The sequence below is a fragment of the Dickeya sp. ws52 genome (genome assembly GCF_007210685.1).
Taxonomy (GTDB): Bacteria; Pseudomonadota; Gammaproteobacteria; order Enterobacterales; family Enterobacteriaceae; genus Dickeya; species Dickeya chrysanthemi.
The window spans coordinates 137,944-162,553 of the sequence record NZ_SZVX01000010.1; the positions used below are offsets into that span (position 1 = coordinate 137,944).

Sequence of the window (24,610 nt, forward strand, 5' to 3'; positions counted from 1 at the left end):
TTTACTTTTAATAAAAAAAATCATCATTACAATAAAAAGAAAGAAAAAAACCTTTAAGCTTTTCATCAAAAATTGATCTTCTAGATAATCACCTATTGCAAAAAAAAGACATAAAGCAATGGTAATCACGATTCCGTCCCAACATGAATATGCTGTTAAAAAAATATACTCCTGCAATGACTCTGCGGATTTTACATTCCTATTTTTTCTGTAAGGATTCTCTTTAGTAGCCATATAATTTTTTTTGAGAACAAGCAACTCTCTCCTGGAGAGTCCAGCTTTTGCGATCAAATTTCGCTTATTCGTCATTACTATCCTTTTTCTCCATTAAACCCTTACCATCACATCTAAGCTCAATCCTGATCATTGAACTTCCCGATGGACCAATTTTAAAGCAAGTATCCCAGACTCATCCCTGTATTCGCCACCGTTTCCTCCAACAATTTGCACAGCAACGGGCTAAAACCAATCTAAAAAGTCGAGAATTTACTAAAAAATAAAACAACATATTTAAGATTTTTTATTTATGGAATATTAATATAACTCTGAGTATTACTAGTTTGAATGTTGTACCTATCTTGATATGAAAGTAATCACCATTGTTTTTCAAAACACATAATAACATGATTGCATAAAGTAAAAAAAAGACTTGCATTGCACTAGCAATCTCTTCATAAATATAATAATCATAGATCGCGAAAGAAAGACTGAAGAAAATTATCATATACATTCCTTTCCAACATAGCTGAGAAACAAATGCGATATAATCCGGAAAAGATTCAATATCTTTTATTTTTTCTTCTTTTCTGTAAACTTTATTTTTAAACTCCAGGTATTTTTTTCTTAAAGAAATAATCTCTCTCAAAGAAAGCCCTGACTTTAATATTAACTTACGCTTATCCATATCTATTCCATGATTTAAGGATGATAAATAATAAGCTATATTTATAGCACTTTCTAATAATAGAAGCCAGACTCCCCAGACTCATCCCTGTATTCGCCACCGTTTCCTCCAACAATTTGCACAGCGATGGGGCTATAACCAATCTGAAACGTCGAGAATTTACTAGATTTCCCTGGTCATGGTTAGCAATGAACATACCTCAGTCCTGAGATTAAATTGTGCAAACAGATCAGACATTCCGCCAAGAGCACCTGAAAATCGCGTCCATCCCAAAAAGTATTGCAGTACCAGACCGGGGCTAACCACAACGTTATAAGGACTAACGCTTAAGAAGGGCAACGTACTGCCCAGCGTCTCATTCAGTTGATCTTCACACCCTATATCGTTCGAGTGACAGAAAAACGGCAAGAAAATCCCCCGTTACGCCACCTCACGCAGCGCGCCCAGGTCAATCTGCACCCCGACCCGGCTGCCGTCCGGGCGCAAATCCGCCACCGAGCGGTTCAGTTCATCCACCGATAGCTCGATCGCTTTCACCCGCACCCGGTAACGCACTACGTTGCCCAGCAGGCTATGGCCGAGCACTTCTCCCGGCATCCCCTGCGCCGGTGTGCACAGCAAAATCGACTCCGGCCGCAACGCCACCTGCCCGCCATAGCGCTCGCCGGTCAGTTGCATCGCCGCCTCCGGGCTCAACAGGTTGTAACTGCCGATGAAGCTGGCCGCGAACAGGCTGGCAGGCTGGGTATACAGCGCCTCGGCATCGCCGTTCTGGACGATTTCGCCTTTGTTCATCAGGACGATACGGTCCGACATGGTCAGCGCTTCTTCCTGATCGTGGGTGACGAAGATCGCCGTCAGATTCAGTTCCTGCTGAATGCGGCGAATTTGCTCGCGCAGATGCCGACGGATGCGGGCATCCAACGCCGACAACGGTTCATCGAGCAGCAGCAAGCGAGGTCGGGTTACCAGCGAGCGCGCCAGCGCCACGCGTTGACACTGCCCGCCGGACAACTGGTGCGGGTAACGACGGGCGTAATCCCCCAGCTCCACCAGCGCCAGTGCGTCGGCGACACGCTGACGAACCGCCTCCGCCCCCAGCTTTTGCATCTTCAGGCCGAATGCCACGTTGCCTTCCACCGTCATATTGGGAAACAACGCATAGTTCTGGAACACCATGCCGATATCGCGCTTCTGCGGCGACAACGGCACGATGTCGGTGCCCTGTAGCAGGATTTGCCCGCTGTCCACCGGGGTCAGCCCCGCCAGACAGCGCAGCAGCGTGGACTTGCCGCACCCGCTGGGCCCCAGCAGGGTGACGAATTCCCCTTCGTCCGCCGAAAAATGGATATCGTGAAAAACCCGGGTCGGCCCGTAGTGTTTATTGAGATTTTTGACGTCAAGGTAGGCCATATCAGCGTTGTCCTCGGTTCAGGTAGTTAGACAGCCAGGTCACCAGCAGCACCACCAGGAAATAGGAGATCACCAGCGCGCTGGTAAAGTGCCCGCTGTCGTTGCGTTTGTTGTAGAGATAGACCTGCAACGTTTCATAGTTGGTGCCGGCCAGCAGATTGGCGAACACGAATTCGCCGATCAGAAACGAGAACGACAACAACACGGCGATCATCACGCCCTTGCGCAGGTTGGGCAGCACCACCCACAGCGCGGCCTGCCAGGTGCTGGCCCCCAGCAGGTGAGCGGCATCCAGCAGTTCCTGCAAATTAATCGCCTGCATGTTGTTGGCGATGGCGCGGTAAATAAACGGCAGCGCGATGGTGAAATAGCAGCCGATCAAGATCCACGGCGTTCCGGTGATCGCCAGCGGCCCGGACGAATACATCTGCAACAGCCCGACGGAAGAGACCACCGGCGGCACGGAAAACGGCAGCAGGATCAGCACGTTCATCAGCGCGTCCAGCCGCGGGAACGCCCAGGCGATCACGAACATGGCGGGCAACACCAACAGCAGCGAAAACAGCAACGCGCCAAAGCAGATCAACATCGAGTGGCCGAGTGACGCCAGAAAGCGTGCATCGCTCCACAATTCCACAAACCACCGCAGCGTCAGGCCGCGCGGCAGAATGGTCGCCCCCCACTCGGTGGCCAGCGCGTAGCCCAGCGTAGCCAGCAGCGGCAACATCAGGATCAGCAGCACCAGCCAGACCACCATCTGGTGGTAGCGTTGTTCAAAACGGGACATGACGTCCTCCGGTCAGGCGGTTAGCGGACGGCAGGTTATCGTGAGGCTGATTATCGTGAGACATAGGTATAACTCCGGCGCAGCAACCACTGGTGCGCCAGAGTGATCAGCGCCATCAGCAGTACCAGCAGCATAGAGAGCGCGCTGCCCAGGTTGGGGTCGAGCGTGATGTCGCCGGAAACCAGCGACGCAATGCGAATCGGCACCACGTTGAAGTTGCCGGTGGTGAGCGCATAGAGCGTGGCGTACGCCCCCAGCGCGTTGGCCAGCAAAATCACGAAGGTGCCCAACAGCGCCGGCGTCAGCACCGGAATGCCGATGTGCCGCCAATAGCGCCAGCGGCTGGCGCCCAGCAACGCCGCCGACTCCTGCCACTCGTCGCGCAGGCCGTCGAAAGCCGGATAGAGCAACAGGATGCCCAGCGGGATCTGAAAATAGGTGTAAATCAGAATCAGGCCGTCCCGCGAATAGAGGTTGAAACCGTCAATCAACCCGTACTGCTTCAGCAGCAGAGTAAGAAAACCGTTCAGCCCCAGCATGATCACAAAGGCGAACGCCAGCGGCACCCCGGCGAAATTGCTGGTCATGTTGGAAAACGCCATCACGAAGCGCTGCAAGCCGCCCTCGCCCAATTGGCGCAGCGAATAACCGCCGATGAGCGCGATGACCAGGCCGTACAGGCTGGACCAGAAAGCAATATCCAGCGAGAAACGGATCGCCTGCTGGTAAAACGGCGACGTCAGGATATCGACGTAGTTCGCCAGCCCCCAGGCGCTCTCGGTTTCGCTGTAAAAACTGTTGACCGCAATCCAGATCAGCGGCGCTATCTGGAACGCGAAAAACACCACAAAGAATGGCAGCAGAATCAGCGCCGCCAGCCAGCTTTTTCTCACGCGTCGGCCTCCATCCCGGCGTCGGCGAGCAACGCCCGGCACCAGGGTTTATCGTGTTTCACCCCCAGCAGTCGGCACACCGTGCCGCACAGTTCGGTCTGTTGCGGGTTGGCGTCCGGTTGCAGTGAAAAGCCACGCCCGAACACATACAACGGCACCTGCCGTTCCTCCGGCAGAATGCCGCCGTGGGTACGGTCATCGTTCATGCCGTGATCGGACGTCACCAGCACCTGGTAGCCCTCTTCCAGCCAGCGCGGCATCCAGTGGGAGAGATAACCGTCCGCCATGCGCGCCCGGTTGCGGTATTGCGGCGTGGACAGGCCGTGGCGGTGGCCGGCATCGTCGATATTCATCGGGTGAATCAGCAGAAAGTCCGGCTGATGGCGCAGCCGCAAGCTTTCCGCGTCTTCGAACAGATGGGAGTCGGGATAGCTGTCGTCATGGTAAAAGTGGCCGTACTGGATGGGCAGCGCCGGCTCGGCGGTGTGGCGATCCCGCGCGGCGTCAAACGGCGTGCGGTTATACAACTCGCTGACCCAGTGATAAGCCGCCGCCGCGGTGGTCAACCCGGCGTCGCGGGCATAGTGGAAAATACTGCGCTCGCGGCTCAGCCGGGACACGCCGTTATGGACGATGCCGCTTTGCACCGGCGCGACGCCGGTGAGAATGCATTCGTACAATGGGCGCGACAGCGACGGCAACTCGCACTCCAGTTGATAAAGCTGCCCGCGTTCCGCGGCGCATTCCGCCTGCAGATACCCCATCGCCTCGCGCCCCACCTGAAACGAGAGGCCGTCCAGTATGACCAGAATCGTTTTCATCCCGAACTCCAGACCGCAATTACTGCTTCATATTGATAATGACGTTTTCCTGCCACAGGCGCGGCAGCGTCTTGACGGTCTTGTCCCAGGCTTCGCCGTCGGCGATCGGACGGGCGCTCTGGTACTGAGCTTCCGGCAGCAGCTTGGCTTTTACGTCATCCGGCAGCGTAATGTACTGAGCGCGGATCGGGCGGGCGTAGCCGCGTGCCAAATTGATCTGGCCGGCGTCGGAGAAGATGTATTCGCGCGCCAGTTTAGCGGCGTTCGGGTGCCTGGCGTATTTGTTGATGATGGTGGTATAGCCGGAGATCACCGAGCCATCGGACGGGATCAGCACGTCGAAACGATCCTTGTTGATCTTGTCGCGGTAGTTCAGGCCGTTGAAGTCCCATACCACGCCGACCTGCACTTCCCCTTTCTCGATATTGGCGATAGCCGGGTTGGTCAACCCCAAACGCCCTTCCTTCGCCAACTGGCTGAAAAACGCCAGCGCCGGTTTCAGGTTCTTTTCATCGCCGCCCAGCGCGTAGTTGGCGGCCAGCACGCCGGTGGAAGCCTGAGACGCCGCGCCGACGTCGCCGATGGTAACCACATACTTGCCTTTCAGCAGATCGGCCCAACTGCGCGGAATCTCTTTCACCTGCTGTTTATCAACGATAAAGGCGATGGAACCGGTATAAGCCAGCGCCCAATGACCGTCTTTGTCCTTCGCCCAGTCCGGCACTTGATCCCAGGTCGTCGGCTTGTAAGGCTGGGTGACGCCTTTCTGCACCGCCACCGGGCCGAAAGCGATCCCCACATCGCCGATATCCGCGCTGGCGTTCTCTTTCTCGGCGGCAAATTTGGCGATTTCCTGTGCCGAAGACATGTCCGTATCGCTGTGCTTCAGGCCGTATTTGGCGGCAAGATCGCTCCAGGTGTCTTTCCAGTTGGCCCAGCTGTCCGGCATCCCGACGCTGTTCACTTCACCCTCGGCGCGAGCCGCCTTCTCCAGCGCCGCCAGATCCTGCGCCGGGGTCACGGAGGAAAACAGCGCGCTGCTGATTAATACGGAAGACAACAATTTTTTCATCATCATGCTCCAGATTGAGAAAATGTTCGCTATTCTGGTCTAGTCCAGCAATAACCAAGCCAATTCATCACACGGCGATGAAGTTTTTATGTCGTCATTATGACAACGGCGTTGCAGCCGAATGTCACCCAACGCGGACAACAGGTTCTCCCGACCAGCAATCCCTGCTATGGTGCAGGCTGCACTAGGTTAAGGCTTTCAGGCGATGACAAAACACCCCACCACCGCCGTCACCCAGATTGGCGATGCATTAACGGCGCGGATTCGTCAGGGCGAGTTCGCCGGCGGGCGCCTGCCGTCCGAGCGGACGCTGAGCGAGCAGTTTTCCACCACGCGCATTACCCTACGCGAAGCGCTGACGTTGATGGAATCCCAGGGCATCATCTACCGCGAGTTGCGGCGCGGCTGGTTCATCTCGCCGCCGCGGCTTAGCTATAATCCGCTGCACAGAAGTCACTTTCATGAAATGGCGGAAAAGCAGGGTCGCCGGGCGCAAACCGATGTGCTGGACGCCGGCGTGATACCCGCCGTCGCCGCCGTCGCCCGGCATCTGGAGGTGGCGGAAGGGACGGAAATCTATTGTATTCGCCGTTTACGCCGCCTCGACGGGCGCGCAGTACTGTATGTGGAACACTACCTCAATCCGGCCTATTTTCCGGACCTGCTGAGCGGCGACCTCACTCAGTCACTCACCAACTACTATCTGTCGCAATACGGTATTCGCTACGGTCGGGTGCGTTTCACCATGCTGCCTACCCCGCTGCCGAGCGTCGCCGCGCCGGTGCTAAAGCTGGCGCCCGGCAGCCCGGCGCTGTTTATCACCCGCATTAACCGCGACCAGCACGACCGCATCATCGACTGCGACTACGAATACTGGCGTTACGATGCGCTGTATATCGACGTAGAGGCGTAAACCGTAACGGCCGCCAGGCGGCTGGAAAGAGCAGACAGGCGCAAGCGCGCCCGTCCGATAGCATGAAAAACCGTAAATAGCATGAAAAACCATAAATAGAGATGTTGAATCGCTTAGTGCGAGGTCAACGGCGAATGGAGACAATCGATAAAGGCGCGCTGGAATTCGCCAAGCTCGTTCTGGTTTTTCCCCATCGCCTCAAAGAACGCCAGCGGCGGGTTGTAGCTCATGCCGATGTAATAAGCGCTGGCTTTCATCGGCGTTAATACCTCGTCCATAGTGCTTTTGATAATGCCGTCAGCCGAATAGGTGAATGCCGTTGCGCCGGCGGTCACCACCACCTGCATCTCCTTTCCCTTGAGTTTCCAACCGGAGCCAAACGCCCAGCCGTAACTCCATACCTGGTTGAGGTAGGCTTTGAGCATCGGGGTCAGGTTGAACCAGTGAATAGGGAACAGGAAGACGATACGGTCGGCCTGCTCGGCGGCCTGCTGCTCGGCAGCCACATCAAAGCGACTGATGTCGCTGCCATAAAGACTTTCCAGATTACGCACCACCACATCTTTCTGCTGTTCGGCGGCCTGCTGTAACGCCATGATGGCGGTGGACTGTTCAGGGTACGGGTGGGAGACAATCACCAGCGTTTTCATGCTGATTCCTTAAAAATAAATGAGAGGGAAACGGTTTGGGTTCTTAGGCGTCGGCAGGCAACGGCAGCCCTTCGACCAGATAGGCATGGCTTTCTGCGGCGGCCAGCCGGTAGCCGATAATGGCCTGATATTCCGGTGACTCATGCCAGGCGTGGGCTTTTTCCATGCTGGGAAACTCCAGAATGACGGTCAGCCCACGCGGGCCGGTGCCTTCCAGCACGTCGCGCTTTCCCCCCAACACCAGCAGCTTGCCGCCGTAAAGGGGATAGGTTTCCGCCACTTTCTCCTGATAGGGTTTCATCCCCTCCGGGTGGTGAATCACGACATTGATAATGAAATAGGCGTTAGCCATGATGACGGCTCCTGTCGGTGTCAGCGACCCGGCATGTTGGGGTGCCCAGGTCTGTGGAAAAGTTCAAACACTGGCTTCAAAAACCCGACGGCTCAGGCTCAGCGAGACATCCTGATGCTTACCCGGCGCGGGTGAGACAGCGCACACATTATGGCGCTCAACATTGATAACCATAAGATGCCTTTTTGTTGATTGATTGGTAACTTAGAGTTGTGAATACCACACAAAGGAAAGGACATGGAGATATCACAACGGGTTCGCGCCATTGTGTCTTTCGTACAGGCGGTGGATACCGGCAGCTTTGCCGCCGCCGGCCGCACGCTGGGGATCAGCTCGGCCGCCGTCAGCAAGAACGTAGCCGGCCTTGAGCAGACATTGGGGGTACGCCTGATGAACCGAACCACCCGAACGCTCAACCTCACCGACGAGGGTGCGGCCTTTTTGCGTCAGGCTCGGATTGCGCTGGAAGCGCTGGATGCCGCAGTGGATGTGCTGGCGGAACAACGCGCCGAGATTGGCGGCCATGTCCGCCTCTCCTGTAGCGTCGGGTTCGGGCACGACCATCTGATGCCGGTGCTGCCGGGGTTACAGGTGCGCTATCCTTCCCTGACGATCGAAGCGGACTTCGACGATCGGGTGGTTGACCTGGTCAGAGACGGCTACGATTTGGCGATCCGCGGCGGGCAGATCGTTGACTCGGCGCTGGTCTCCCGCCCGATTTGCCGTCTTAACATGGCGCTGGTCGCCTCCCCCGACTATCTGGCACGGGCCGGCGTGCCGGCCACCCCGCAAGATCTGCCGTCGCACCGTCTTATCGTGCGCCGCTTTCTGGGCGGGAAAGTCTCCCCCTGGATTTTCCGCGATGGGGAAGGCAACCAGACGTCGCTCAATCTCGATAGCGCCGCGATAACGCTCTCCGCTCCCGAAGCGCTGGTGCAGGCGGCCAGTCTGGGGCTGGGGATCGCTCAGGTTGGGGTACATACCGCCTGGCCTGCGCTGCGTGAAGGCCGGCTTAAGGTCGTGCTGCCGGACCTGCACGATCCGGGCAACTACGAAATGGTGCTGCAATACCCCCACCGCGCGTTGATGGCACCGCGGGTGCGCGCCACACTCGACTATCTGCTGGCGGCATTCGCCGGCGATCACGCGCTCCATGTGCCGCTGCACACGCTGAATGATTATGTCTACACCGCCTAACCCGGCGGTATTCAGACCTGACGGCAACGCCATCGTGGAAAATACTGCGCCAGTCAACGGCTCACCAAGGCGGGCTTGAGCCGCCCGCCGTTTCCGACCACCAACGACGCCGCGACCAGCAGCAGAGCGCTGCCCATAAACGTCGCGCTGATAGAGAGCGAATCCAGCAGCCAGCCGCCCAGCGCCGCACCCAGCGTAATCGCCAGTTGAATCGCGGCGATAATTAATCCGCCGCCGCTGTCGGGGGAATCCTCAATACCCTGGGTGATCCAGGCCGACCAGGCGACCGGGATCGCCGAATTCAGCGTCCCCCAGAGCACCAGTACCAGCGCCACGCTCCAGAAAAGGTGCCCGACGGCCAGCAGACCGAGCGTCATCACCGCCAGCACCAGCGGCAGCCAGCGCAACATCCGATAGAGATGCCGGCGCAACATCAGGCTGACTGCCGTGGTGCCGACAAAACCGGCCAGGCCCAGTGCGAGCAGCAGCGAGGATAACTGCGGCAGGCTCACGTGGGTGTAGGTTTCCAAAAAAGGCCGAAAATAGGTAAAGGCGCTAAAAGCGCCGGCGAAGGTCAGCATCACGCCCATCATGGCGAAGAGCACATGAGGCCGCCGCATCAACCGGAAAGGATTCTCCGGCCGTGACGTCGAACGCATAGACGGCACGCTGCCGGCCATCCACAACAGGTTGGCGGCCACCAGCGGCACCAACAGCCAGAATACCCCGCGCCAGCCGATGATGCCGCCCAGATAGCTGCCGATAGGCGCAGCAAACGCCGTCGCCACCGCGTTCCCGGTATACATAATACCCAGCGCCTTCGGGACGGCTTCAGCCGGAACCAGACGCATAATCGTGGCGGCGGCCAGCGCCCAAAACCCGCCGATGACAATGCCGAGCAATGCCCGCGCCACCATCAGCACCGCAAAATTGGGGCTCAGCGCAATCACCACCAGCGACATCAACATCAACGTCGCCAACCCCATCAGCACGTGGCGTCTGTCCAGTGTGCGGCAAAGCGAGGCAATCATCAGGCTCGTCGGCACGGCAAACAGGCCCGAAATCGAGATAGCGAGGCCCGCCATGCCGTCGCTGGCGCCCAGATCGTCGGCGATCGGCGTCAGCAGGCTGACAGGCATAAACTCGGCGGCGATCAGCAACGCCACGCACAGCGACATAGCGCCAACGGCGGACCACCGCCCGGTGCCCGCCGCAACAGCGCCGGAGGAATCCGGCGATAAACGAGAAGGAGTCATAACATTACCTGAAACTAAAAAACCCTGGATGTGGCGTCACTTGACGGCTTCAACGGTGACGGTTGCGGAAGGGTGAGCGGTCAGGTGCGCCATGCCCGACTCGATTCGCCCTAATTTGATCAGCCCGGTTGAATAGCCGAAATCTCGATAGAAAATGGCCAGGTTTCCCCATGGCGCGTAATACGTCAGATAGCCGACGTCGGGGTCGATGCCTTTGGGTGCCCCTTGCGTGGTTAATTTTCGCGGCAGATAGGCGATCTTCTCGGTGCCGGCATAGTCCTCCAGCTTCAGCGTCAGCGGCAGCATGGAGAAAAAATCTCTGGCACTCGGGCTCTCTTCCAGCGTGGCGATAAGCGTCTGGTCGGCCAGGGTCATCTTGATTTTCATGGTGTCTTTCACCGTCGGGTTATCGATACGGTAGCGCACGTCAGCGGCTAAAGCGCCGGAGCTTGCTTCAGACGAGCGGATAAACACGCCCGCCACGGTAATCAGCGCGACAATGGCCAACAGGAACACCGCCATCGTGTTGCGTGCAGAGAAAACCATCACTTTTACTCCTGCAAGGGAATCACTCCTGCAAGGGAATCCACCACGGCAGACAAAACCGGGTGGACGCGATAACCAAGCGGCGGGAATTCCCCCGCCGCCCCGAGCCGGCCTTACTTCAGATTGCTTTTAAAGAACTGCTCGAACCTGGCGAACGGGATCTTGCCGGCCTGATTGTCGTACAAGTCCACATGATTGGCGCCGGGCACCACCACAAACTCCTTCTGCTTGCTGCCAACGGCCTTGAAAGCCCCCTCGGCAAAATAACGCGAGTGGGCGTTTTCACCGGTGACTATCAAGGTCGGAATGGTGATTTCGCCGGCATAGCTCAGCAACGGCATATTCATAAACGAGATTGGCGTCGTCGCTGTCCAGGCACCGGTTGAGTTCACGGAGCGCTCATGGAAGCCACGAGGCACGCGGTAGTAATCGAAAAACTCTTTGAGCACCGGATGTGGGTTCGCGGGTAATGTTTCCGGCAAGATGCGCTCACCAGCGGTGACTTTTCCGTTTTTATCGACATAGATATCGTGAGAAGCATGAGCAACGGTGCCGCTTTCCGCATCTTTCCAGCGCTGCTCATTGAGGTATTGCAACACGGCGCGGCGGTCAGCGGTGGTATAGCGATCCTTGCCATCGCCAACACCGTGGCCCATCGCACGGCTCATGTCGTACATCACGCTGGTAGCGACTGCTTTCACGCGTGTATCGGCAGCGGCCGCATTCAGCGCCATTCCCCCCCAACCGCAGATACCGAGCAAACCGATACGGTTACGGTCGACTTCTTTTTGCAGGCCGAGAAAATCGACCGCGGCGCTGAAGTCTTCGGTGTTGATGTCGGGAGAGGCGACATTACGCGGGCTACCGCCGCTTTCCCCGGTGTAGGACGGGTCAAACGCCAGCGTGACAAAACCGCGCTCGGCGAGGGTTTGCGCGTACAAGCCGCTCGACTGTTCCTTCACGGCGCCGAACGGCCCGCTCAGGGCGATAGCCGCCAGTTTGCGGTCGCCTCTGTCTTTCGGGAGATAGAGATCGCCGACCAGCGTAATGCCGTATCGGTTTTGAAACGTGACCTTGCGGTGATCAACCTTGCTGCTTTGCGCAAAGGTTTTATCCCACTGCGTCACCATAGAAACAGGTTCGTTAGGGTTGCTGCTGTCTGCATAGCTCATAGAAGAAGCGCCGGTCAATACCGCGCCCAACAACAAGGCTGAGGCGATAGCCGTCAGTTTCTTTGGGAGGACATTCATGGAAAAACTCCTTTAAAAACACATCATGGGTTCGTGGTCTGGGTGGGTGGTCTGGCGATTTTCTAGCCTACGAGCAACATTGTAGTTAGCACATACAGTGATGATTAGAGGGGTTAATTTGATAACATTAATGCGTTTATGTTATGAATTTCGACACGCGACGGGGTGAAAGCGAGCCCCGTGTTCCCCCACCAGAGAAAGGCGCACTGCCATGGCGAACCGAGAAAACTACAACGATCTCTACCTGTTCATGCTGGTGGCGCGAGAAGGCAGTTTCACCCGAGCCGCCACCCGGCTTGGGCTGGCGCAATCGGGAGTCAGCCGCGCCATACGTGAACTGGAAGCGCGTCTGGGCGTGCAGTTGTTAAGCCGTACCACCCGCAAACTGTCGCTAACACAGGCGGGAGAACAGCTGTATCGCACCGCGCTGGCGGGCTTTGATTCGCTTGATCTGGGCCTGGCTACCCTCGCCCATTTCCGCGACACCCCGTCCGGCACGGTGCGCATTAATGCCAGCCAACATGCCATCGACAAGGTACTGCTGCCGAAACTGGCGGCATTCAGGTTGCGCTATCCGGATATTCAGTTGGAGCTCATCAGCGAGAGCCGTTTTGTGAACATCATTGACGAACGGTTTGACGCGGGGATCCGCTTAGGCGCCGAGGTCGATGAAGGCATGATTGCGGTGCGAATAGCACCGGATATGGAGATGGTCGTGGTAGCGACGCCGGATCACTTTCGCCATTACGGCTTCCCGCAAACACCGGCGGATTTGGTGGTGCACCCCTGCATTGCGTATCAGTTTGCCGACGGCAGCCTTTACCACTGGGAACTCTGGCAGGATGGAAAACCGTTGAAGCACAAGCCGCAAGGGCAATGGGTCCTCTCCGACAGCTATATGGAAGTCGCCGCCGCCCGGTTGGGATTGGGGCTGGCGTATGTCCCCGAGGAACTGGTGGCCGATGATCTGGCGCAAGGGACACTCATCCGGGTGCTACAGCGTTACAGTCACCGTCTGGCGGGATTACACCTCTACTATCCCCACCGTAATGTGTCGCCGGCGCTGAGAATGGTCATCGATGCGTTGAAACTCTGAGCCTGCCTCGCATCCCATTGGTAAGAGGATGCGATGGCACGGAGCATGTTCTCCGGTTACCACGCGGTCTGCCAAAGAAATGGGATTCCCGCTATACTACCGCTTCGCCTGTATATTCCCTGACGGTACGGCCATAGCGTTTTGCGCCTTTGCCGACGTGACGTTTTTATCCAGTCACCCGCCATAACGACCGAGAGGCGTGCCGCCGCCCGGAGCAGCGAGGGGGACGATTTAATCAACACCTGTCTGGAAACACCCGTAAATGACTCAAAAACCCATCAGTGAAAACCCCGTGAAATCAGGCGCTGAGACCGTATCCGGCAAGCCTGCCCACCGTCAGAGATTCTCCATCGCCCCGATGTTGGATTGGACCGACCGCCACTGCCGCTACTTTCACCGGTTGCTGAGTCAACACGCGTTGTTGTACACCGAGATGGTGACCACCGGCGCGATTTTGCACGGCAAGGGCGATTATCTGGCCTACAGCGACGAAGAGCATCCGCTGGCGTTGCAACTCGGCGGCAGCGACCCGGCAGCACTGGCGCAGTGCGCGCTACTGGCGGAACAACGCGGCTATGACGAAATCAACCTCAACGTCGGTTGCCCGTCAGACCGGGTGCAAAACGGCCGTTTCGGTGCCTGCCTGATGGCGGAAGCGCAACTGGTGGCCGACTGCGTCGCCGCCATGCGCCAACGTGTCGGCATTCCGGTGACGGTGAAAACCCGTATCGGCATCGACGATCAGGACAGCTACGAATTTTTGTGCGATTTCATCCGCACCGTTTCCGAACAGGGTGGCTGCGACACCTTTATCGTCCATGCCCGCAAAGCCTGGCTTTCCGGCCTGAGCCCAAAGGAAAACCGCGAGATCCCGCCGCTGGATTATCCGCGTGTCTACCAGCTTAAACGCGATTTTCCGTCGCTGACGGTGGCGATTAACGGCGGCATCAAAACGTTGGCCGACGCGCAGCAGCATCTGCAACACGTGGATGGCGTGATGGTGGGCCGCGAAGCCTACCAAAATCCCGGTATGCTGGCGCAAGTCGACAGCGAACTGTTTGGCGTCGACCGTGCGGTGCCGGATCAGGTAGCGGTAGTGCAGGCGATGTACCCGTATATCGAACGCGAACTCTCCGGCGGCGCGTCGTTAGGCCACATCACGCGTCATATGCTCGGTCTGTTTCAGGGCATACCCGGCGCACGTCAGTGGCGGCGTTATCTGAGTGAAAATGCCCACAAACCCGGTGCCGATGCCGCGGTGGTGGAACGCGCATTGGCGCAGGTTCATGTAGCCTAAAAAAAGCCAACCATTGGTCTTTTTGACTAACATCATCGAGTAGCCTTTCAAATAGTCGCTGATAAATCAATGCGTTATCAGCGACAGATTCTGGCATGTTTCTTGTAATACTCTGCCTGCACTCGCCTTGTCGCACGTCAAACGATGAATGTTCGGCACACGGCGGGGTTTAACGGCTAAGGAGCACACCATGTTGGAAATTTTCTTCGTTATTGGTTTTTTTATCATGTTACTGGTCACCGGCGTGTCGTTGTTAGGCGTGATGGCCGCGCTGGTTGTCGCCGCCATCGTTATGCTGGTGGCGGGGCTGTTTACGCTGATGATAAAAGTACTGCCGTGGCTGTTGCTGGCCATCGTGGTGGTGTGGTTGTGGCGGCGATATCAGGGACAGCCGAGCCGCACCGTCGGTTACTATCGGTATCGCGCCAAATACGACTGGCGTCATCGCAGAGGCAACGGCCGCTGATGGCGACCGGCGGACAGGCTCTAAACACCAAACTGTGCGCCAGTAAATATTTTTTCTTTACTGAGACTGCTAACATGCCGCCCATCGTCCGGTTCGCTGTGTTTCAGGCAGCCGGACACCCCCTTTCATCATCGTCAGGAAAACAATAGCCGCCCAGCGGCACGCTTCTGGCGACTCCCCACTGTACCCTACATACAGTTGATGAAATCAGGCCGATGGCAAAACCGCCGGCGGAATAATACCGGCTCTTAACGAGCCGGTATTATTCAGACTGCTGACAAACGCATTAAGTACAGGATGAAGCATCTTTCCGGCGTCAAAAACTGCGCTGAGGTGAGCGACTTCGCCGGGTGAGCGACAGGACGTCGCGAAAGCCCGTGCCGTGTTGGACAAAAACGCCGGGAGCGTTTTTGAACAGCGCTTACGCTGGCCCGTAGGGCGAGCCCCAGGGATGGGGCGAGTAATCACGTCACGGGCGGCCCGAACCGCGAAGTCGAACGCCGAAGGTAGCGCGTAGCGCCGCAGTTTAGCCACCCAGCCAGTGGTCAAGGAGAGGTGGCGCTTGCACCTCTCCTTGTCGTGCGTGCGATGAAATAGCAGAGGAACCACACCGTTTATCCCGCACGAAACCATTCACTGAATAGGCAGACTTCACCGTTCACAAGACAACCCGGCTGTTTGTCAACAGCCTCGGTATTATTTCAACTTGGTTTACCACAACACCTCCCCGGTAACGCCAGGCTTTCTTATTCTGCCGTTAACGCCCCCGTCGCCGTCTACGGGCGTTTATGCAGCCTGACGCGAAAACCGGCCGGGGTCATGGTGAAGGCAAAACTCTCGATAACCTCCGACGCCGGCTGTTGCGCCTCAACGCGAAACCGGCTGCATAGCGCATGAAACCCCAGCTTGATTTCCATTAACGCCAGCGACCGCCCTGGGCACATGCGTGGGCCGCCGCCAAACGGCTGAAGGTCGGAAAACGACGCCTGCCCGCGCTCAAGCCAGCGTTCAGGCATAAAATCGCGAGGTTGCTGAAATAATGCCTCTTCAAACCCGCTCGCATGTAACATCAGCAACAGAGGGGTGCCTTTGCGGATATGAAAATCAGCCACCACCGTATCCTTAACCGGCTCCAGATAAAGCAGCGGCGCCACCGGTTTAAGCCGCATGGCTTCATACATCACGGCGGTGATCACCGGCATACGGGGTAACGGCCACGGTAAAATATCCTCCGCATCCTCCGTCGCCTGACGGCACTCCCTGACAACCTGTTCTTCCACTGCAGGAGAAGTGCAAAGCAGAAAACTCATCCAGGCCAGCGTATTCGCCGTCGTGTCTTCCCCTGCCAGCAGCAACGTGAACGCATTCGCCAGAATGTCTTCATCCGTCAGCGCCCCGTCTTTTTTCTGCTCGTTAATCATAATTTGCAGCATATTTTCAGGGGCATCGATAAGCTGCGGGTTTCGCTCAAGGCGTTCACGCTGGTGATCAATAAAAGCGTAAAGGCGTTCACGAATCAGACTCAGGCTGGCATCAAACTGCTTGTCCCGCTCTCTCCTGATATAGCGCCAGAGCGGAATGGGAGAACCACAGCGCTGATTAATGACGGGAAACATGCGGCGTAAACTTTGCGACAGCGGGTTTTCTCCCTGCTCGAGAATGTTGATGTCCTCGCCGAAGGCCAGCAACGACGTTACATCCACCGTATAGCGCTTAAACTCATCCACCAGCGAAAACACCTCCCCGGTTTGCGCCAGCCTGGCGAAACGTTCGGATAAGCGCGCGGTGATCGTCCTGAGACTCGGGTAAAAATATTTCAGATGCGCCGGCTGGAACATCGGCTCCGTCAGTTTTCGCTGGTGCTCCCATCGGGCGCCCTCGGAAGAAAAGACGCCGTTCAACCCGGCTTCCTGAAACACCGATTCAATACTGCTTCTGCGTCGAAATTCATCGGGGCGGGCCTTCATGATAGTACGAATCCACTCCGCGTCGGCGATCACCATCGCTGGTTTCCACCCCAGCCTCAAACGGTAAAAAGGGCCATAACGTTCTTTCCATCGCAACAACTGTAAGTGGACGTCATGCCGCTTTAAATACTCAACATGCCCGAGGAGGCCCCTGGTTGGGGGCGTCGGCAGTCGTTTGATCGATTTCATACGCGATATCCTTCCTTGTTCAGGTGATACATAACCAGTGAAAAAGCCGCTATCGGGACCCGCAGAGATAAAGAAAACAACAAGGAACGACATAACGACGCCGCAGTACACGGCGGCAAAACCGGTGCCCGGTTTATGTGGGCATGATGTTGGATGTTATCGACAAGAACAGCAGGAAAAGCCTGAATCTCGGCCAGATGGTAACGATGGAAGGTGAAAAAAACAAACAGTCCGCTACGGCTTTTTTGTTAACAAGTGAGACACCGCCGGGGAAACCGGGAGGTTAAGCGGGGGCGCCTTTCCCAGCCTGGTCATGCCGGGGAAGGCGCATGTTCCGATGTTTTAACGCTTATTGCATCATAAAGCGGAGCCGGGAATCAGTAGGCATGACCCTTGCGTACTGCGGCTTTCCAACGCCCGATGGGCAGACTGCGCATCTTCCAGCGCAAATTTCTGGCTCTCCGGCACATCCACGTTGATAGCGCCGTCGGCAATCAGCCCGAACAGCTCGCGGCTGGCTTGTTCCAGTTCCTCATGGTTGGTAATGTAGCCGAACAGCGACGGCCGGGTTACGTACAGCGATCCTTTCTGGTTGAGGATGCCGAGATTCACCCCGGTTACCGGGCCGGACGCATTGCCGAAGCTGACCATTAACCCGCGCCGCTTCAGGCAGTTCAGCGAAGCTTCCCAGGTATCCTTGCCCACCGAGTCATACACCACCGAGACTTTCTCTTCACGCGTCAATTCCATCACCCGCAGGGCGATATCTTCCTTGCGGTAGTTAATGGTAGCCCAGGCCCCCGCCTGTTTCGCCAGCTCGGCTTTCTGGTCGGAACCGACTGTGCCTATCAGTTTCGCTCCCAACGCCTTCGCCCATTGGCAGGCGATAAGCCCGACGCCGCCGGCCGCCGCATGAAATAAAAACATTTCGCCCGGCTTGACTTCATAGGTCTGGCGCAGCAGGTAATACACCGTCAGCCCTTTCAGGAACGACGCGGCCGCCTGCTCAAAACTGATGTTATCCGGCAACAGCACCGCTTTGTCCGCCGGCACATTATGCCGCTCGCTGTACGCCCCCAACGCCGACTGGGCATACACGACGCGATCGCCCACCTTCAGGTGTTTGACGCTCGCCCCGACTTTTATCACCACCCCGGCCGCTTCGGTGCCCAGGCCGGAAGGCAGCGATGGCGGCGAGTACAACCCGGAACGAAAATAGGTATCGATGAAATTGATGCCGATGGCGCGGTTTTCTACCTGCACGTCGTTAAGGCCCGGCTCGCGCGGCGTATAATCCACATACTCCAGCACACCAGGACCGCCGTGGTCGCTGAACTGAATACGTTTAGCCATGATTCTCTCCTCGCTCTATTTTGTCTGCCCGGTGATGTTATCGGACGATATGTCATTCCTGTATTTAGGATATACAATGCTCCCACCCCTTAAGGTAAATCAACCGGTAAAGAACGCGTTTCATGGCAGAAAAAAAACCAACCAAACCAGCAGAATCCCGCGACCGTCAGGTAGAAGGGCTCAAACTCCCGCCCCATTCCATCGAAGCGGAGCAGTCGGTGCTAGGGGGATTGATGCTCGACAACGAGCGCTGGGACAACGTTGCCGAGCGCGTCAGTGCCAATGACTTTTTCAATCGCGCCCACCGGATGATCTTTAACGAGATGCAGCGTTTGCTGGAAATGAGCAAACCCATCGACCTGATCACCCTGTCGGAGTCGCTGGAGCAAAAAGGCGAGCTGGAATCCGCCGGGGGGTTCGCCTATCTGGCGGAATTAGCCAAAAACACCCCCAGCGCCGCCAATATCGGCGCTTATGCCGACATCGTGCGTGAACGTGCGGTGGTGCGTGAAATGATCGCCGTCGCCAACGAAATCGCCGACGCCGGCTACGACCCGCAGGGCCGCAGCAGCGAAGAGCTGCTGGACCTGGCCGAATCGCGCGTGTTTCAGATAGCGGAAAACCGCGCCAGCAAAGATGAAGGCCCCAAAAGCATCGACCGCATTCTGGAAGACACCGTTTCACGCATCGAGCAGCTTTATCAGCGCCCGCACGACGGCGTGACCGGCGTGTCCAGCGGTTATCAGGATCTGGACAAGAAAACCGCCGGCTTGCAGAAATCCGACCTGATTATCGTGGCGGCGCGTCCTTCCATGGGGAAAACCACCTTCGCCATGAACCTGTGCGAAAACGCCGCCATGACGCAGGAAAAACCGGTGCTGATCTTCAGTCTGGAGATGCCCGGCGAACAGATCATGATGCGTATGCTGGCGTCGCTATCGCGCGTGGACCAGACCCGCATTCGTACCGGCCAGCTCGACGACGAGGATTGGGCGCGGATCTCCAGCACCATGGGATTGCTGCTGGAAAAACGCAACATGTACATCGACGATTCATCCGGCCTGACGCCGACCGAAGTGCGCTCGCGTGCGCGCCGGGTGTTCCGCGAGCACGACGGCCTGAGCCTGATCATGATCGACTACCTACAGTTGATGCGGGTGCCGTCGTTGTCGGATAACCGAACGCTGGAAATCGCCGAAATTTCCCGCTCGCTCAAAGCGTTGGCAAAAGAATTGCAAGTACCGGTCATCGCGCTGTCGCAGCTTAACCGCAGCCTGGAACAGCGCGCGGATAAACGGCCGGTCAACTCGGACCTGCGTGAATCCGGCTCCATCGAGCAGGACGCCGACCTGATCATGTTTATCTACCGTGATGAGGTCTATCACGAAAACAGCGATCTGAAAGGCATCGCGGAAATCATTCTAGGGAAGCAGCGTAACGGGCCGATCGGCACCGTTCGCCTGACCTTTAACGGGCAGTGGTCGCGTTTCGACAATTACGCCGGGCCACAATACGATGATGAATAAACCACGATGATGAATAAACTACGCTAATGCATAAACCACGCGGATAAATCCATCACCGCCGATGATAAATACACGCACTAAGGACTCAGAATGAAAACGGCAACCGCCGTCATTGATCGTCAGGCTTTACGCCATAATCTGCAACGTATCCGGCAGATGGCGCCGCAAAGCCGGCTGATCGCCATCGTCAAAGCCAACGCTTACGGGCACGGCGCGGTAGAAGCCGCCCGCGCTTTTTCCGATGCCGACGGTTATGGCGTCTCCCGCCTCAGCGAAGCGCTGGCGCTGCGCGCCGCCGGCATCACCAAACCGATCCTGCTGCTGGAAGGCTTCTTCGCAGCCGATGAGTTGCCGTTGCTGGCCGAACATCAGTTGGAAACCGCCGTACACTGTGAAGAACAGCTCGCCGCGCTGGAACAGGCGCACCTGCCGCATCCGCTGACGGTGTGGATGAAGCTCGATACCGGTATGCACCGTCTCGGCGTGCTGCCGCAACAGGCCGAGGCGTTTTATGCCCGGCTCAGCCACTGCTCCAACGTGGTGCAGCCGGTGAATATCATGAGCCACTTTTGCCGTGCGGATGAACCACAAACAGACACCACCCAACGCCAGCTCGACTGTTTCGACGCCTTTGCACAGGGCAAGCCGGGCCGCCAGTCTATCGCCGCCTCCGGCGGGATTCTGCTGTGGCCGCAAGCCCACCGTGATCAGATTCGTCCCGGCATTATCCAGTACGGCGTCTCGCCGCTGGCCGAGGGCGACGCCAGCCAATGGCAGCTTAAACCGGCGATGACGTTAACCTCACGTCTGATCGCTGTCCGCGAGCACCCTGCCGGCGAGCCGGTAGGGTACGGCAGTCTCTGGAGCAGCCCGCGCGACACCCGCCTCGGTGTGATCGCCATCGGCTACGGCGACGGCTACCCGCGCGATGCCAAAAGCGGCACTCCGGTGTGGATCAACGGTCGCGAGGTTCCGCTGTCCGGACGGGTATCGATGGACATGATCACCGTCGATCTGGGGCCGGACGCCCAGGACAAGGTTGGCGATGAAGTCATCTTGTGGGGCGGGCCGCTGCCGGTGGAGAAAATCGCCGCCCACAACGGCATCAGCGCCTATGAATTGATTACCCGCCTGACAGCCCGTACTCAACTGGAGTACATCGGCTAACCCCGGCGTTATCGGTTATTGCCGCGACGTAAAAAGCCCGAGCCCCGGATAATCCGGGGCTCGGGCTTTCTCCATCACCGCTGAAGCGCTCGGCGCAGCGGTTAAACAATCAGTGACTCAACACCCCATCACTGAGCGCTCAATGATTAGTTATACAGCGCGGCAACAGCACGCATCTGGTCGTCGCCGGTGGCGGAGATGATACGGAAAGATTTCGCGCCGGCGGCATCGGCTTTGGCAGCCAACTGATGTTGCAAATCGTCCAGGCTATGGCCGGTTACGGATACGGTTCCCAGACCACGGTTCTGTGCGGATTGCACTTCGGTAGCGGCCAACGCGCCGAAAGAAACGGTAGCCAGAGCAATAGCGGCAACAACGGTTTTGATTGATTTCATGGTAAGCCTCTTCACATTATTCGGGTTGGGAAGGCGTGCTTGCCTTCGATGTGAAGCAGAATAGCGCCGTTATGAGGCTGTTAAAATCGAGTTAATTTGCCGACGGCGCTCAAAAAAACTGAACAAAAAAAGCACCAAAAGATAAGTAAAAAACATCTCATGGTGCGCAATAACGGTTCATTGCACCAAAATATACCGTTAACTATATTTATTTACGTTGCCTTACACAACAATGGCAAACGTTTATTCTGACTTACCCAACCATTCAGAAATTATATTCCGATACTCTCCGGTCGATTTGGACAAATGCAGCCATTGATCCACATATAACTTCCAGCTCATGTCGTCACGCGGCAGCATGTAGGCTTTCTCACCATATTGCATCGGCGAGGCGGGGTTCACCGCACACAATTGCGGATAACGTTTCTGCTGGTACAACGCTTCCGATGCATCGGTAATCATCACGTCCGCCTGCTTGTCCACCAGTTGCTGGAAGATGGTCACATTGTCATGCAATGCCAGGCTGGCCTTCGGCAAATAAGCGTGAACAAAGGCTTCGTTGGTGCCGCCGGCAGGCTCAATTACCCGCACCGACGGCTGGTTAATCTGCTCGACAGTCTGGTATTTATCTTTGTCGTCGCAACGCACCAACGGGATCTTGCCGTCAACATCCAGCGTGTTGGAGAAAACCGCTTTTTTCTGGCGTTCCAGCGTGACGGAAATCCCGCCCATGGCGATATCGCACTGACCGGACTGGAAATCCGGCATCAGGGTTTTCCAACTGGTTTTCACCCACTCCACCTTCACGCCCAGGCTTTTCGCCAGCGAGCGGGCCATCGCGATGTCGATCCCTTCGTAATCGCCATCCGCACGCAGCGAGGTATACGGCTTGTAATCGCCGGTGGTACAGACCTTCAGCACCCCACGTTCCTGCACCTGGTCAAGATGAGACGCCGCGCCGGCACTGCCGGCCAGCCCCAATAACAACATCAGTGAAAATCGTTTTTTCATACACGTTCCTTGCACGCCTGTCTGGCAAAAGCGCCACTGTAGCACGCTGTTTCCGCCGATGCCGGTTTTGACCCTTTTTTTTCACTCCGTTATAACTCATTGATTTTTAATGACGATAAAGAACGGTTTAACAAAAGGGTTTCGCAGGGAAAAACGCTATTTTTCCTTTTCACATCAAGCCATAAGCGATAAATTGCTACGGTGCACTGCCGTATAGGCAGCTTAGAAAGCCCAGAAGAGTTACAGATGATAGTATTGCACGTGCACTGCCGTATAGGCAGCTTAGAAAAAGCGCAGCAGCGATACGAGCGGCGGTCAGTTGTGCACTGCCGTATAGGCAGCTTAGAAATGAAATGGCTTTTTAAAACAGGAGCGGCGAATGTGCACTGCCGTATAGGCAGCTTAGAAATGTAGGGCATCCAGGCCCACACCGTAATCGTGGTGCACTGCCGTATAGGCAGCTTAGAAAATCAATACGGGGCAGAATCGATGTTTTCAGGAGTGCACTGCCGTATAGGCAGCTTAGAAAGGAAGATGGGATTACTGGCATATACAGTTACTGTGCACTGCCGTATAGGCAGCTTAGAAACCCTCCCGCGTGAAATAATTTCAAATGAAATAGTGCACTGCCGTATAGGCAGCTTAGAAATGGCGGCGCGCGCTTTCGTCTATGGCTCCACAGTGCACTGCCGTATAGGCAGCTTAGAAATATCGGTCGGTGCTATGTGATTGTGTAAAATAGTGCACTGCCGTATAGGCAGCTTAGAAAGTGCGGCGCGGGAATAGCGTTCGACGTAGAGCGTGCACTGCCGTATAGGCAGCTTAGAAATGAGGCTGAGCGGCCTGTTAACGGATTCGGACGTGCACTGCCGTATAGGCAGCTTAGAAAGTGCTCACGTTCCCATGCGCCAGCGTCTCTGTGTGCACTGCCGTATAGGCAGCTTAGAAAAGCGTAACTATCGGAGAGGTGAATATAGCGCAGTGCACTGCCGTATAGGCAGCTTAGAAATCTTCACCGGGCTGAAGCCCATCAAACACCATGTGCACTGCCGTATAGGCAGCTTAGAAATCCAGCACGGCTTTTTCTGCATCCATGTATGAGTGCACTGCCGTATAGGCAGCTTAGAAAAAAAATGCGTATCGATCCAGCCTGAAATGCCGGTGCACTGCCGTATAGGCAGCTTAGAAAAGTTGACGAAAAGGGACGTCTCAACGATAAAAGTGCACTGCCGTATAGGCAGCTTAGAAAGGAGAAGATCAACCCAGCATACGCTACCTGGTGTGCACTGCCGTATAGGCAGCTTAGAAATGAATCGCAAACCCCGCAGCCCGGTGATACCGGTGCACTGCCGTATAGGCAGCTTAGAAAGTCACTGGCCTTGTATATTTCTGGCAATCCTTGTGCACTGCCGTATAGGCAGCTTAGAAAATAAAGTGATTCAGCAGACGCTGGACCGCGTTGTGCACTGCCGTATAGGCAGCTTAGAAACACAACCAAATTTTGACGCAATTTAAAATGGCAGTGCACTGCCGTATAGGCAGCTTAGAAAGGAAAACACCCACACAATCCCGATTGACCATGGTGCACTGCCGTATAGGCAGCTTAGAAAAGTACGCTGTTTGAAGAAGTAGCGAGCGTAATGTGCACTGCCGTATAGGCAGCTTAGAAATTCACAGCATCAGCTAGGCGCTGCTGTGACATGTGCACTGCCGTATAGGCAGCTTAGAAATATCCGCCCTTTTTCACACCACAGCGCACTCTGTGCACTGCCGTATAGGCAGCTTAGAAAGTTGAGGTTGCGACAATGAAACCCGAGCACGAGTGCACTGCCGTATAGGCAGCTTAGAAATGACGTCACTGGTGACAACCGGGTCTGCAAATGTGCACTGCCGTATAGGCAGCTTAGAAAAACAAGGTAACCCTTTCTTGTTAGCTCCACGTGTGCACTGCCGTATAGGCAGCTTAGAAAAAAGGTGAGGCGTTGGCGTTCGAACGTTTCACGTGCACTGCCGTATAGGCAGCTTAGAAAATTACTCAACTGCTGGATAAACGCACCGGGAAGTGCACTGCCGTATAGGCAGCTTAGAA

22 protein-coding genes and 1 CRISPR repeat array (1 of these 23 cut by a window edge) are annotated in these 24,610 nt (G+C 56.3%); of the genes, 7 read left to right on the forward strand and 15 right to left on the reverse strand.

The annotated features are described in order from the left end of the window. Positions 1-520: 520 nt before the first annotated feature. The 6 genes from FDP13_RS11690 to FDP13_RS11715 all read right to left on the reverse strand — a co-directional run bounded on the left by FDP13_RS11690 (position 521) and on the right by FDP13_RS11715 (position 5,890). Positions 521-904: a hypothetical protein gene (locus FDP13_RS11690; RefSeq protein WP_143839494.1), complete on the reverse strand. Its 384-nt coding sequence runs from the start codon at positions 902-904 to the stop codon at positions 521-523. Between the two features lie 420 nt (positions 905-1,324). Beyond that, positions 1,325-2,317 carry an ABC transporter ATP-binding protein gene (locus tag FDP13_RS11695; RefSeq protein WP_143839495.1) on the reverse strand — a complete coding sequence of 331 codons (993 nt, stop codon included), beginning with the start codon at positions 2,315-2,317 and terminating at the stop codon, positions 1,325-1,327. 1 nt (position 2,318) lies between these two features. Then, positions 2,319-3,104: an ABC transporter permease gene (locus FDP13_RS11700; RefSeq protein ID WP_012768489.1), complete on the reverse strand. Its 786-nt coding sequence runs from the start codon at positions 3,102-3,104 to the stop codon at positions 2,319-2,321. Between the two features lie 50 nt (positions 3,105-3,154). Next, on the reverse strand, positions 3,155-3,997 hold the full coding sequence (locus FDP13_RS11705; protein WP_143839496.1) for an ABC transporter permease subunit: 843 nt from the start codon (positions 3,995-3,997) through the stop codon (positions 3,155-3,157). Next, positions 3,994-4,818: an alkaline phosphatase family protein gene (locus FDP13_RS11710; RefSeq protein ID WP_143839497.1), complete on the reverse strand. Its 825-nt coding sequence runs from the start codon at positions 4,816-4,818 to the stop codon at positions 3,994-3,996. The genes FDP13_RS11705 and FDP13_RS11710 overlap by 4 nt, the downstream gene beginning before the upstream one ends. A gap of 19 nt (positions 4,819-4,837) precedes the next feature. Then, positions 4,838-5,890 (reverse strand): ABC transporter substrate-binding protein, encoded by a 1,053-nt coding sequence (locus FDP13_RS11715; protein WP_012768485.1) that lies wholly within the window; start codon positions 5,888-5,890, stop codon positions 4,838-4,840. A 205-nt stretch (positions 5,891-6,095) separates the two neighbouring features. On the opposite strand from FDP13_RS11715, the gene FDP13_RS11720 reads away from it, so the two are divergent. Next, positions 6,096-6,803 carry a UTRA domain-containing protein gene (locus tag FDP13_RS11720; RefSeq protein ID WP_012768484.1) on the forward strand — a complete coding sequence of 236 codons (708 nt, stop codon included), beginning with the start codon at positions 6,096-6,098 and terminating at the stop codon, positions 6,801-6,803. Between the two features lie 113 nt (positions 6,804-6,916). On the opposite strand, the gene FDP13_RS11725 is transcribed toward FDP13_RS11720, so the two are convergent. After that, entirely contained in the window at positions 6,917-7,453 is a 537-nt protein-coding gene (locus FDP13_RS11725; protein ID WP_143839498.1) for an NAD(P)H-dependent oxidoreductase, read from the reverse strand. 43 nt (positions 7,454-7,496) lie between these two features. Beyond that, on the reverse strand, positions 7,497-7,805 hold the full coding sequence (locus FDP13_RS11730) for a DUF1330 domain-containing protein (protein ID WP_033576458.1): 309 nt from the start codon (positions 7,803-7,805) through the stop codon (positions 7,497-7,499). A 237-nt stretch (positions 7,806-8,042) separates the two neighbouring features. Between FDP13_RS11730 and FDP13_RS11735 the strand changes: the two genes are divergently transcribed. Further along, on the forward strand, positions 8,043-9,002 hold the full coding sequence (locus FDP13_RS11735) for a LysR family transcriptional regulator (protein ID WP_143839499.1): 960 nt from the start codon (positions 8,043-8,045) through the stop codon (positions 9,000-9,002). Positions 9,003-9,055: 53 nt separating this feature from the next. On the opposite strand, the gene FDP13_RS11740 is transcribed toward FDP13_RS11735, so the two are convergent. The 3 genes from FDP13_RS11740 to FDP13_RS11750 all read right to left on the reverse strand — a co-directional run bounded on the left by FDP13_RS11740 (position 9,056) and on the right by FDP13_RS11750 (position 12,054). Next, positions 9,056-10,258 carry an MFS transporter gene (locus FDP13_RS11740; protein ID WP_143839500.1) on the reverse strand — a complete coding sequence of 401 codons (1,203 nt, stop codon included), beginning with the start codon at positions 10,256-10,258 and terminating at the stop codon, positions 9,056-9,058. 36 nt (positions 10,259-10,294) lie between these two features. Then, positions 10,295-10,804: a cyclophilin-like fold protein gene (locus FDP13_RS11745; protein WP_199886325.1), complete on the reverse strand. Its 510-nt coding sequence runs from the start codon at positions 10,802-10,804 to the stop codon at positions 10,295-10,297. Between the two features lie 113 nt (positions 10,805-10,917). Next, positions 10,918-12,054: an alpha/beta hydrolase gene (locus tag FDP13_RS11750; protein WP_143839501.1), complete on the reverse strand. Its 1,137-nt coding sequence runs from the start codon at positions 12,052-12,054 to the stop codon at positions 10,918-10,920. Positions 12,055-12,265: 211 nt separating this feature from the next. Between FDP13_RS11750 and FDP13_RS11755 the strand changes: the two genes are divergently transcribed. The 3 genes from FDP13_RS11755 to pspG all read left to right on the forward strand — a co-directional run bounded on the left by FDP13_RS11755 (position 12,266) and on the right by pspG (position 14,913). Beyond that, positions 12,266-13,150: a LysR family transcriptional regulator gene (locus tag FDP13_RS11755; protein ID WP_033576462.1), complete on the forward strand. Its 885-nt coding sequence runs from the start codon at positions 12,266-12,268 to the stop codon at positions 13,148-13,150. A gap of 262 nt (positions 13,151-13,412) precedes the next feature. Next, positions 13,413-14,447, forward strand: coding sequence for a tRNA dihydrouridine(20/20a) synthase DusA (gene dusA / locus FDP13_RS11760; RefSeq protein ID WP_143839502.1), 1,035 nt, complete (start codon positions 13,413-13,415; stop codon positions 14,445-14,447). Between the two features lie 190 nt (positions 14,448-14,637). Continuing rightward, positions 14,638-14,913: an envelope stress response protein PspG gene (gene pspG, locus FDP13_RS11765; protein ID WP_012768473.1), complete on the forward strand. Its 276-nt coding sequence runs from the start codon at positions 14,638-14,640 to the stop codon at positions 14,911-14,913. Between the two features lie 776 nt (positions 14,914-15,689). Here the strand turns inward: pspG and FDP13_RS11775 are convergent. Both FDP13_RS11775 and FDP13_RS11780 read right to left on the reverse strand, forming a co-directional pair. Next, positions 15,690-17,069: a cytochrome P450 gene (locus tag FDP13_RS11775; RefSeq protein WP_143839503.1), complete on the reverse strand. Its 1,380-nt coding sequence runs from the start codon at positions 17,067-17,069 to the stop codon at positions 15,690-15,692. Positions 17,070-17,426: 357 nt separating this feature from the next. Next, a complete protein-coding gene (locus FDP13_RS11780; RefSeq protein ID WP_012768471.1) occupies positions 17,427-18,422 on the reverse strand; it encodes a quinone oxidoreductase in 996 nt (331 codons plus the stop codon). 122 nt (positions 18,423-18,544) lie between these two features. Here FDP13_RS11780 and dnaB point away from each other — a divergent pair, with 122 nt between their 5' ends. Further along, a complete protein-coding gene (dnaB, locus tag FDP13_RS11785) occupies positions 18,545-19,948 on the forward strand; it encodes a replicative DNA helicase (protein WP_012768470.1) in 1,404 nt (467 codons plus the stop codon). A gap of 90 nt (positions 19,949-20,038) precedes the next feature. Further along, on the forward strand, positions 20,039-21,115 hold the full coding sequence (alr, locus tag FDP13_RS11790) for an alanine racemase (RefSeq protein WP_143839504.1): 1,077 nt from the start codon (positions 20,039-20,041) through the stop codon (positions 21,113-21,115). Between the two features lie 146 nt (positions 21,116-21,261). Here the strand turns inward: alr and FDP13_RS11795 are convergent, their stop codons facing one another. Together FDP13_RS11795 and FDP13_RS11800 are read right to left on the reverse strand one after the other, a co-directional pair. Next, positions 21,262-21,510 carry a YdgH/BhsA/McbA-like domain containing protein gene (locus tag FDP13_RS11795; RefSeq protein ID WP_143839505.1) on the reverse strand — a complete coding sequence of 83 codons (249 nt, stop codon included), beginning with the start codon at positions 21,508-21,510 and terminating at the stop codon, positions 21,262-21,264. A 243-nt stretch (positions 21,511-21,753) separates the two neighbouring features. Then, positions 21,754-22,521, reverse strand: a complete 768-nt coding sequence (locus FDP13_RS11800; protein WP_143839506.1) for a transporter substrate-binding domain-containing protein — start codon at positions 22,519-22,521, stop codon at positions 21,754-21,756. A 201-nt stretch (positions 22,522-22,722) separates the two neighbouring features. After that, a CRISPR array of direct repeats spans positions 22,723-24,610; the repeat unit is 28 nt; unit sequence GTGCACTGCCGTATAGGCAGCTTAGAAA; it runs 422 nt beyond the window's last position.

Excerpts from the sequence above, each read along its gene's own strand:
- FDP13_RS11740 (WP_143839500.1), bottom strand. The coding sequence starts at position 10,258 with ATGACTCCTTCTCGTTTATCGCCGGATTCCTCCGGCGCTGTTGCGGCG.
- FDP13_RS11775 (WP_143839503.1), bottom strand. The coding sequence starts at position 17,069 with ATGAAATCGATCAAACGACTGCCGACGCCCCCAACCAGGGGCCTCCTC.
- FDP13_RS11710 (WP_143839497.1), bottom strand. The coding sequence starts at position 4,818 with ATGAAAACGATTCTGGTCATACTGGACGGCCTCTCGTTTCAGGTGGGG.
- FDP13_RS11715 (WP_012768485.1), bottom strand. The coding sequence starts at position 5,890 with ATGAAAAAATTGTTGTCTTCCGTATTAATCAGCAGCGCGCTGTTTTCC.
- FDP13_RS11700 (WP_012768489.1), bottom strand. The coding sequence starts at position 3,104 with ATGTCCCGTTTTGAACAACGCTACCACCAGATGGTGGTCTGGCTGGTG.
- FDP13_RS11735 (WP_143839499.1), top strand. The coding sequence starts at position 8,043 with ATGGAGATATCACAACGGGTTCGCGCCATTGTGTCTTTCGTACAGGCG.
- FDP13_RS11780 (WP_012768471.1), bottom strand. The coding sequence starts at position 18,422 with ATGGCTAAACGTATTCAGTTCAGCGACCACGGCGGTCCTGGTGTGCTG.
- dusA (WP_143839502.1), top strand. The coding sequence starts at position 13,413 with ATGACTCAAAAACCCATCAGTGAAAACCCCGTGAAATCAGGCGCTGAG.
- alr (WP_143839504.1), top strand. The coding sequence starts at position 20,039 with ATGAAAACGGCAACCGCCGTCATTGATCGTCAGGCTTTACGCCATAAT.
- FDP13_RS11750 (WP_143839501.1), bottom strand. The coding sequence starts at position 12,054 with ATGAATGTCCTCCCAAAGAAACTGACGGCTATCGCCTCAGCCTTGTTG.
- FDP13_RS11795 (WP_143839505.1), bottom strand. The coding sequence starts at position 21,510 with ATGAAATCAATCAAAACCGTTGTTGCCGCTATTGCTCTGGCTACCGTT.
- pspG (WP_012768473.1), top strand. The coding sequence starts at position 14,638 with ATGTTGGAAATTTTCTTCGTTATTGGTTTTTTTATCATGTTACTGGTC.
- FDP13_RS11720 (WP_012768484.1), top strand. The coding sequence starts at position 6,096 with ATGACAAAACACCCCACCACCGCCGTCACCCAGATTGGCGATGCATTA.
- FDP13_RS11695 (WP_143839495.1), bottom strand. The coding sequence starts at position 2,317 with ATGGCCTACCTTGACGTCAAAAATCTCAATAAACACTACGGGCCGACC.
- dnaB (WP_012768470.1), top strand. The coding sequence starts at position 18,545 with ATGGCAGAAAAAAAACCAACCAAACCAGCAGAATCCCGCGACCGTCAG.
- FDP13_RS11725 (WP_143839498.1), bottom strand. The coding sequence starts at position 7,453 with ATGAAAACGCTGGTGATTGTCTCCCACCCGTACCCTGAACAGTCCACC.
- FDP13_RS11730 (WP_033576458.1), bottom strand. The coding sequence starts at position 7,805 with ATGGCTAACGCCTATTTCATTATCAATGTCGTGATTCACCACCCGGAG.
- FDP13_RS11745 (WP_199886325.1), bottom strand. The coding sequence starts at position 10,804 with ATGGTTTTCTCTGCACGCAACACGATGGCGGTGTTCCTGTTGGCCATT.
- FDP13_RS11690 (WP_143839494.1), bottom strand. The coding sequence starts at position 904 with ATGGATAAGCGTAAGTTAATATTAAAGTCAGGGCTTTCTTTGAGAGAG.
- FDP13_RS11755 (WP_033576462.1), top strand. The coding sequence starts at position 12,266 with ATGGCGAACCGAGAAAACTACAACGATCTCTACCTGTTCATGCTGGTG.
- FDP13_RS11800 (WP_143839506.1), bottom strand. The coding sequence starts at position 22,521 with ATGAAAAAACGATTTTCACTGATGTTGTTATTGGGGCTGGCCGGCAGT.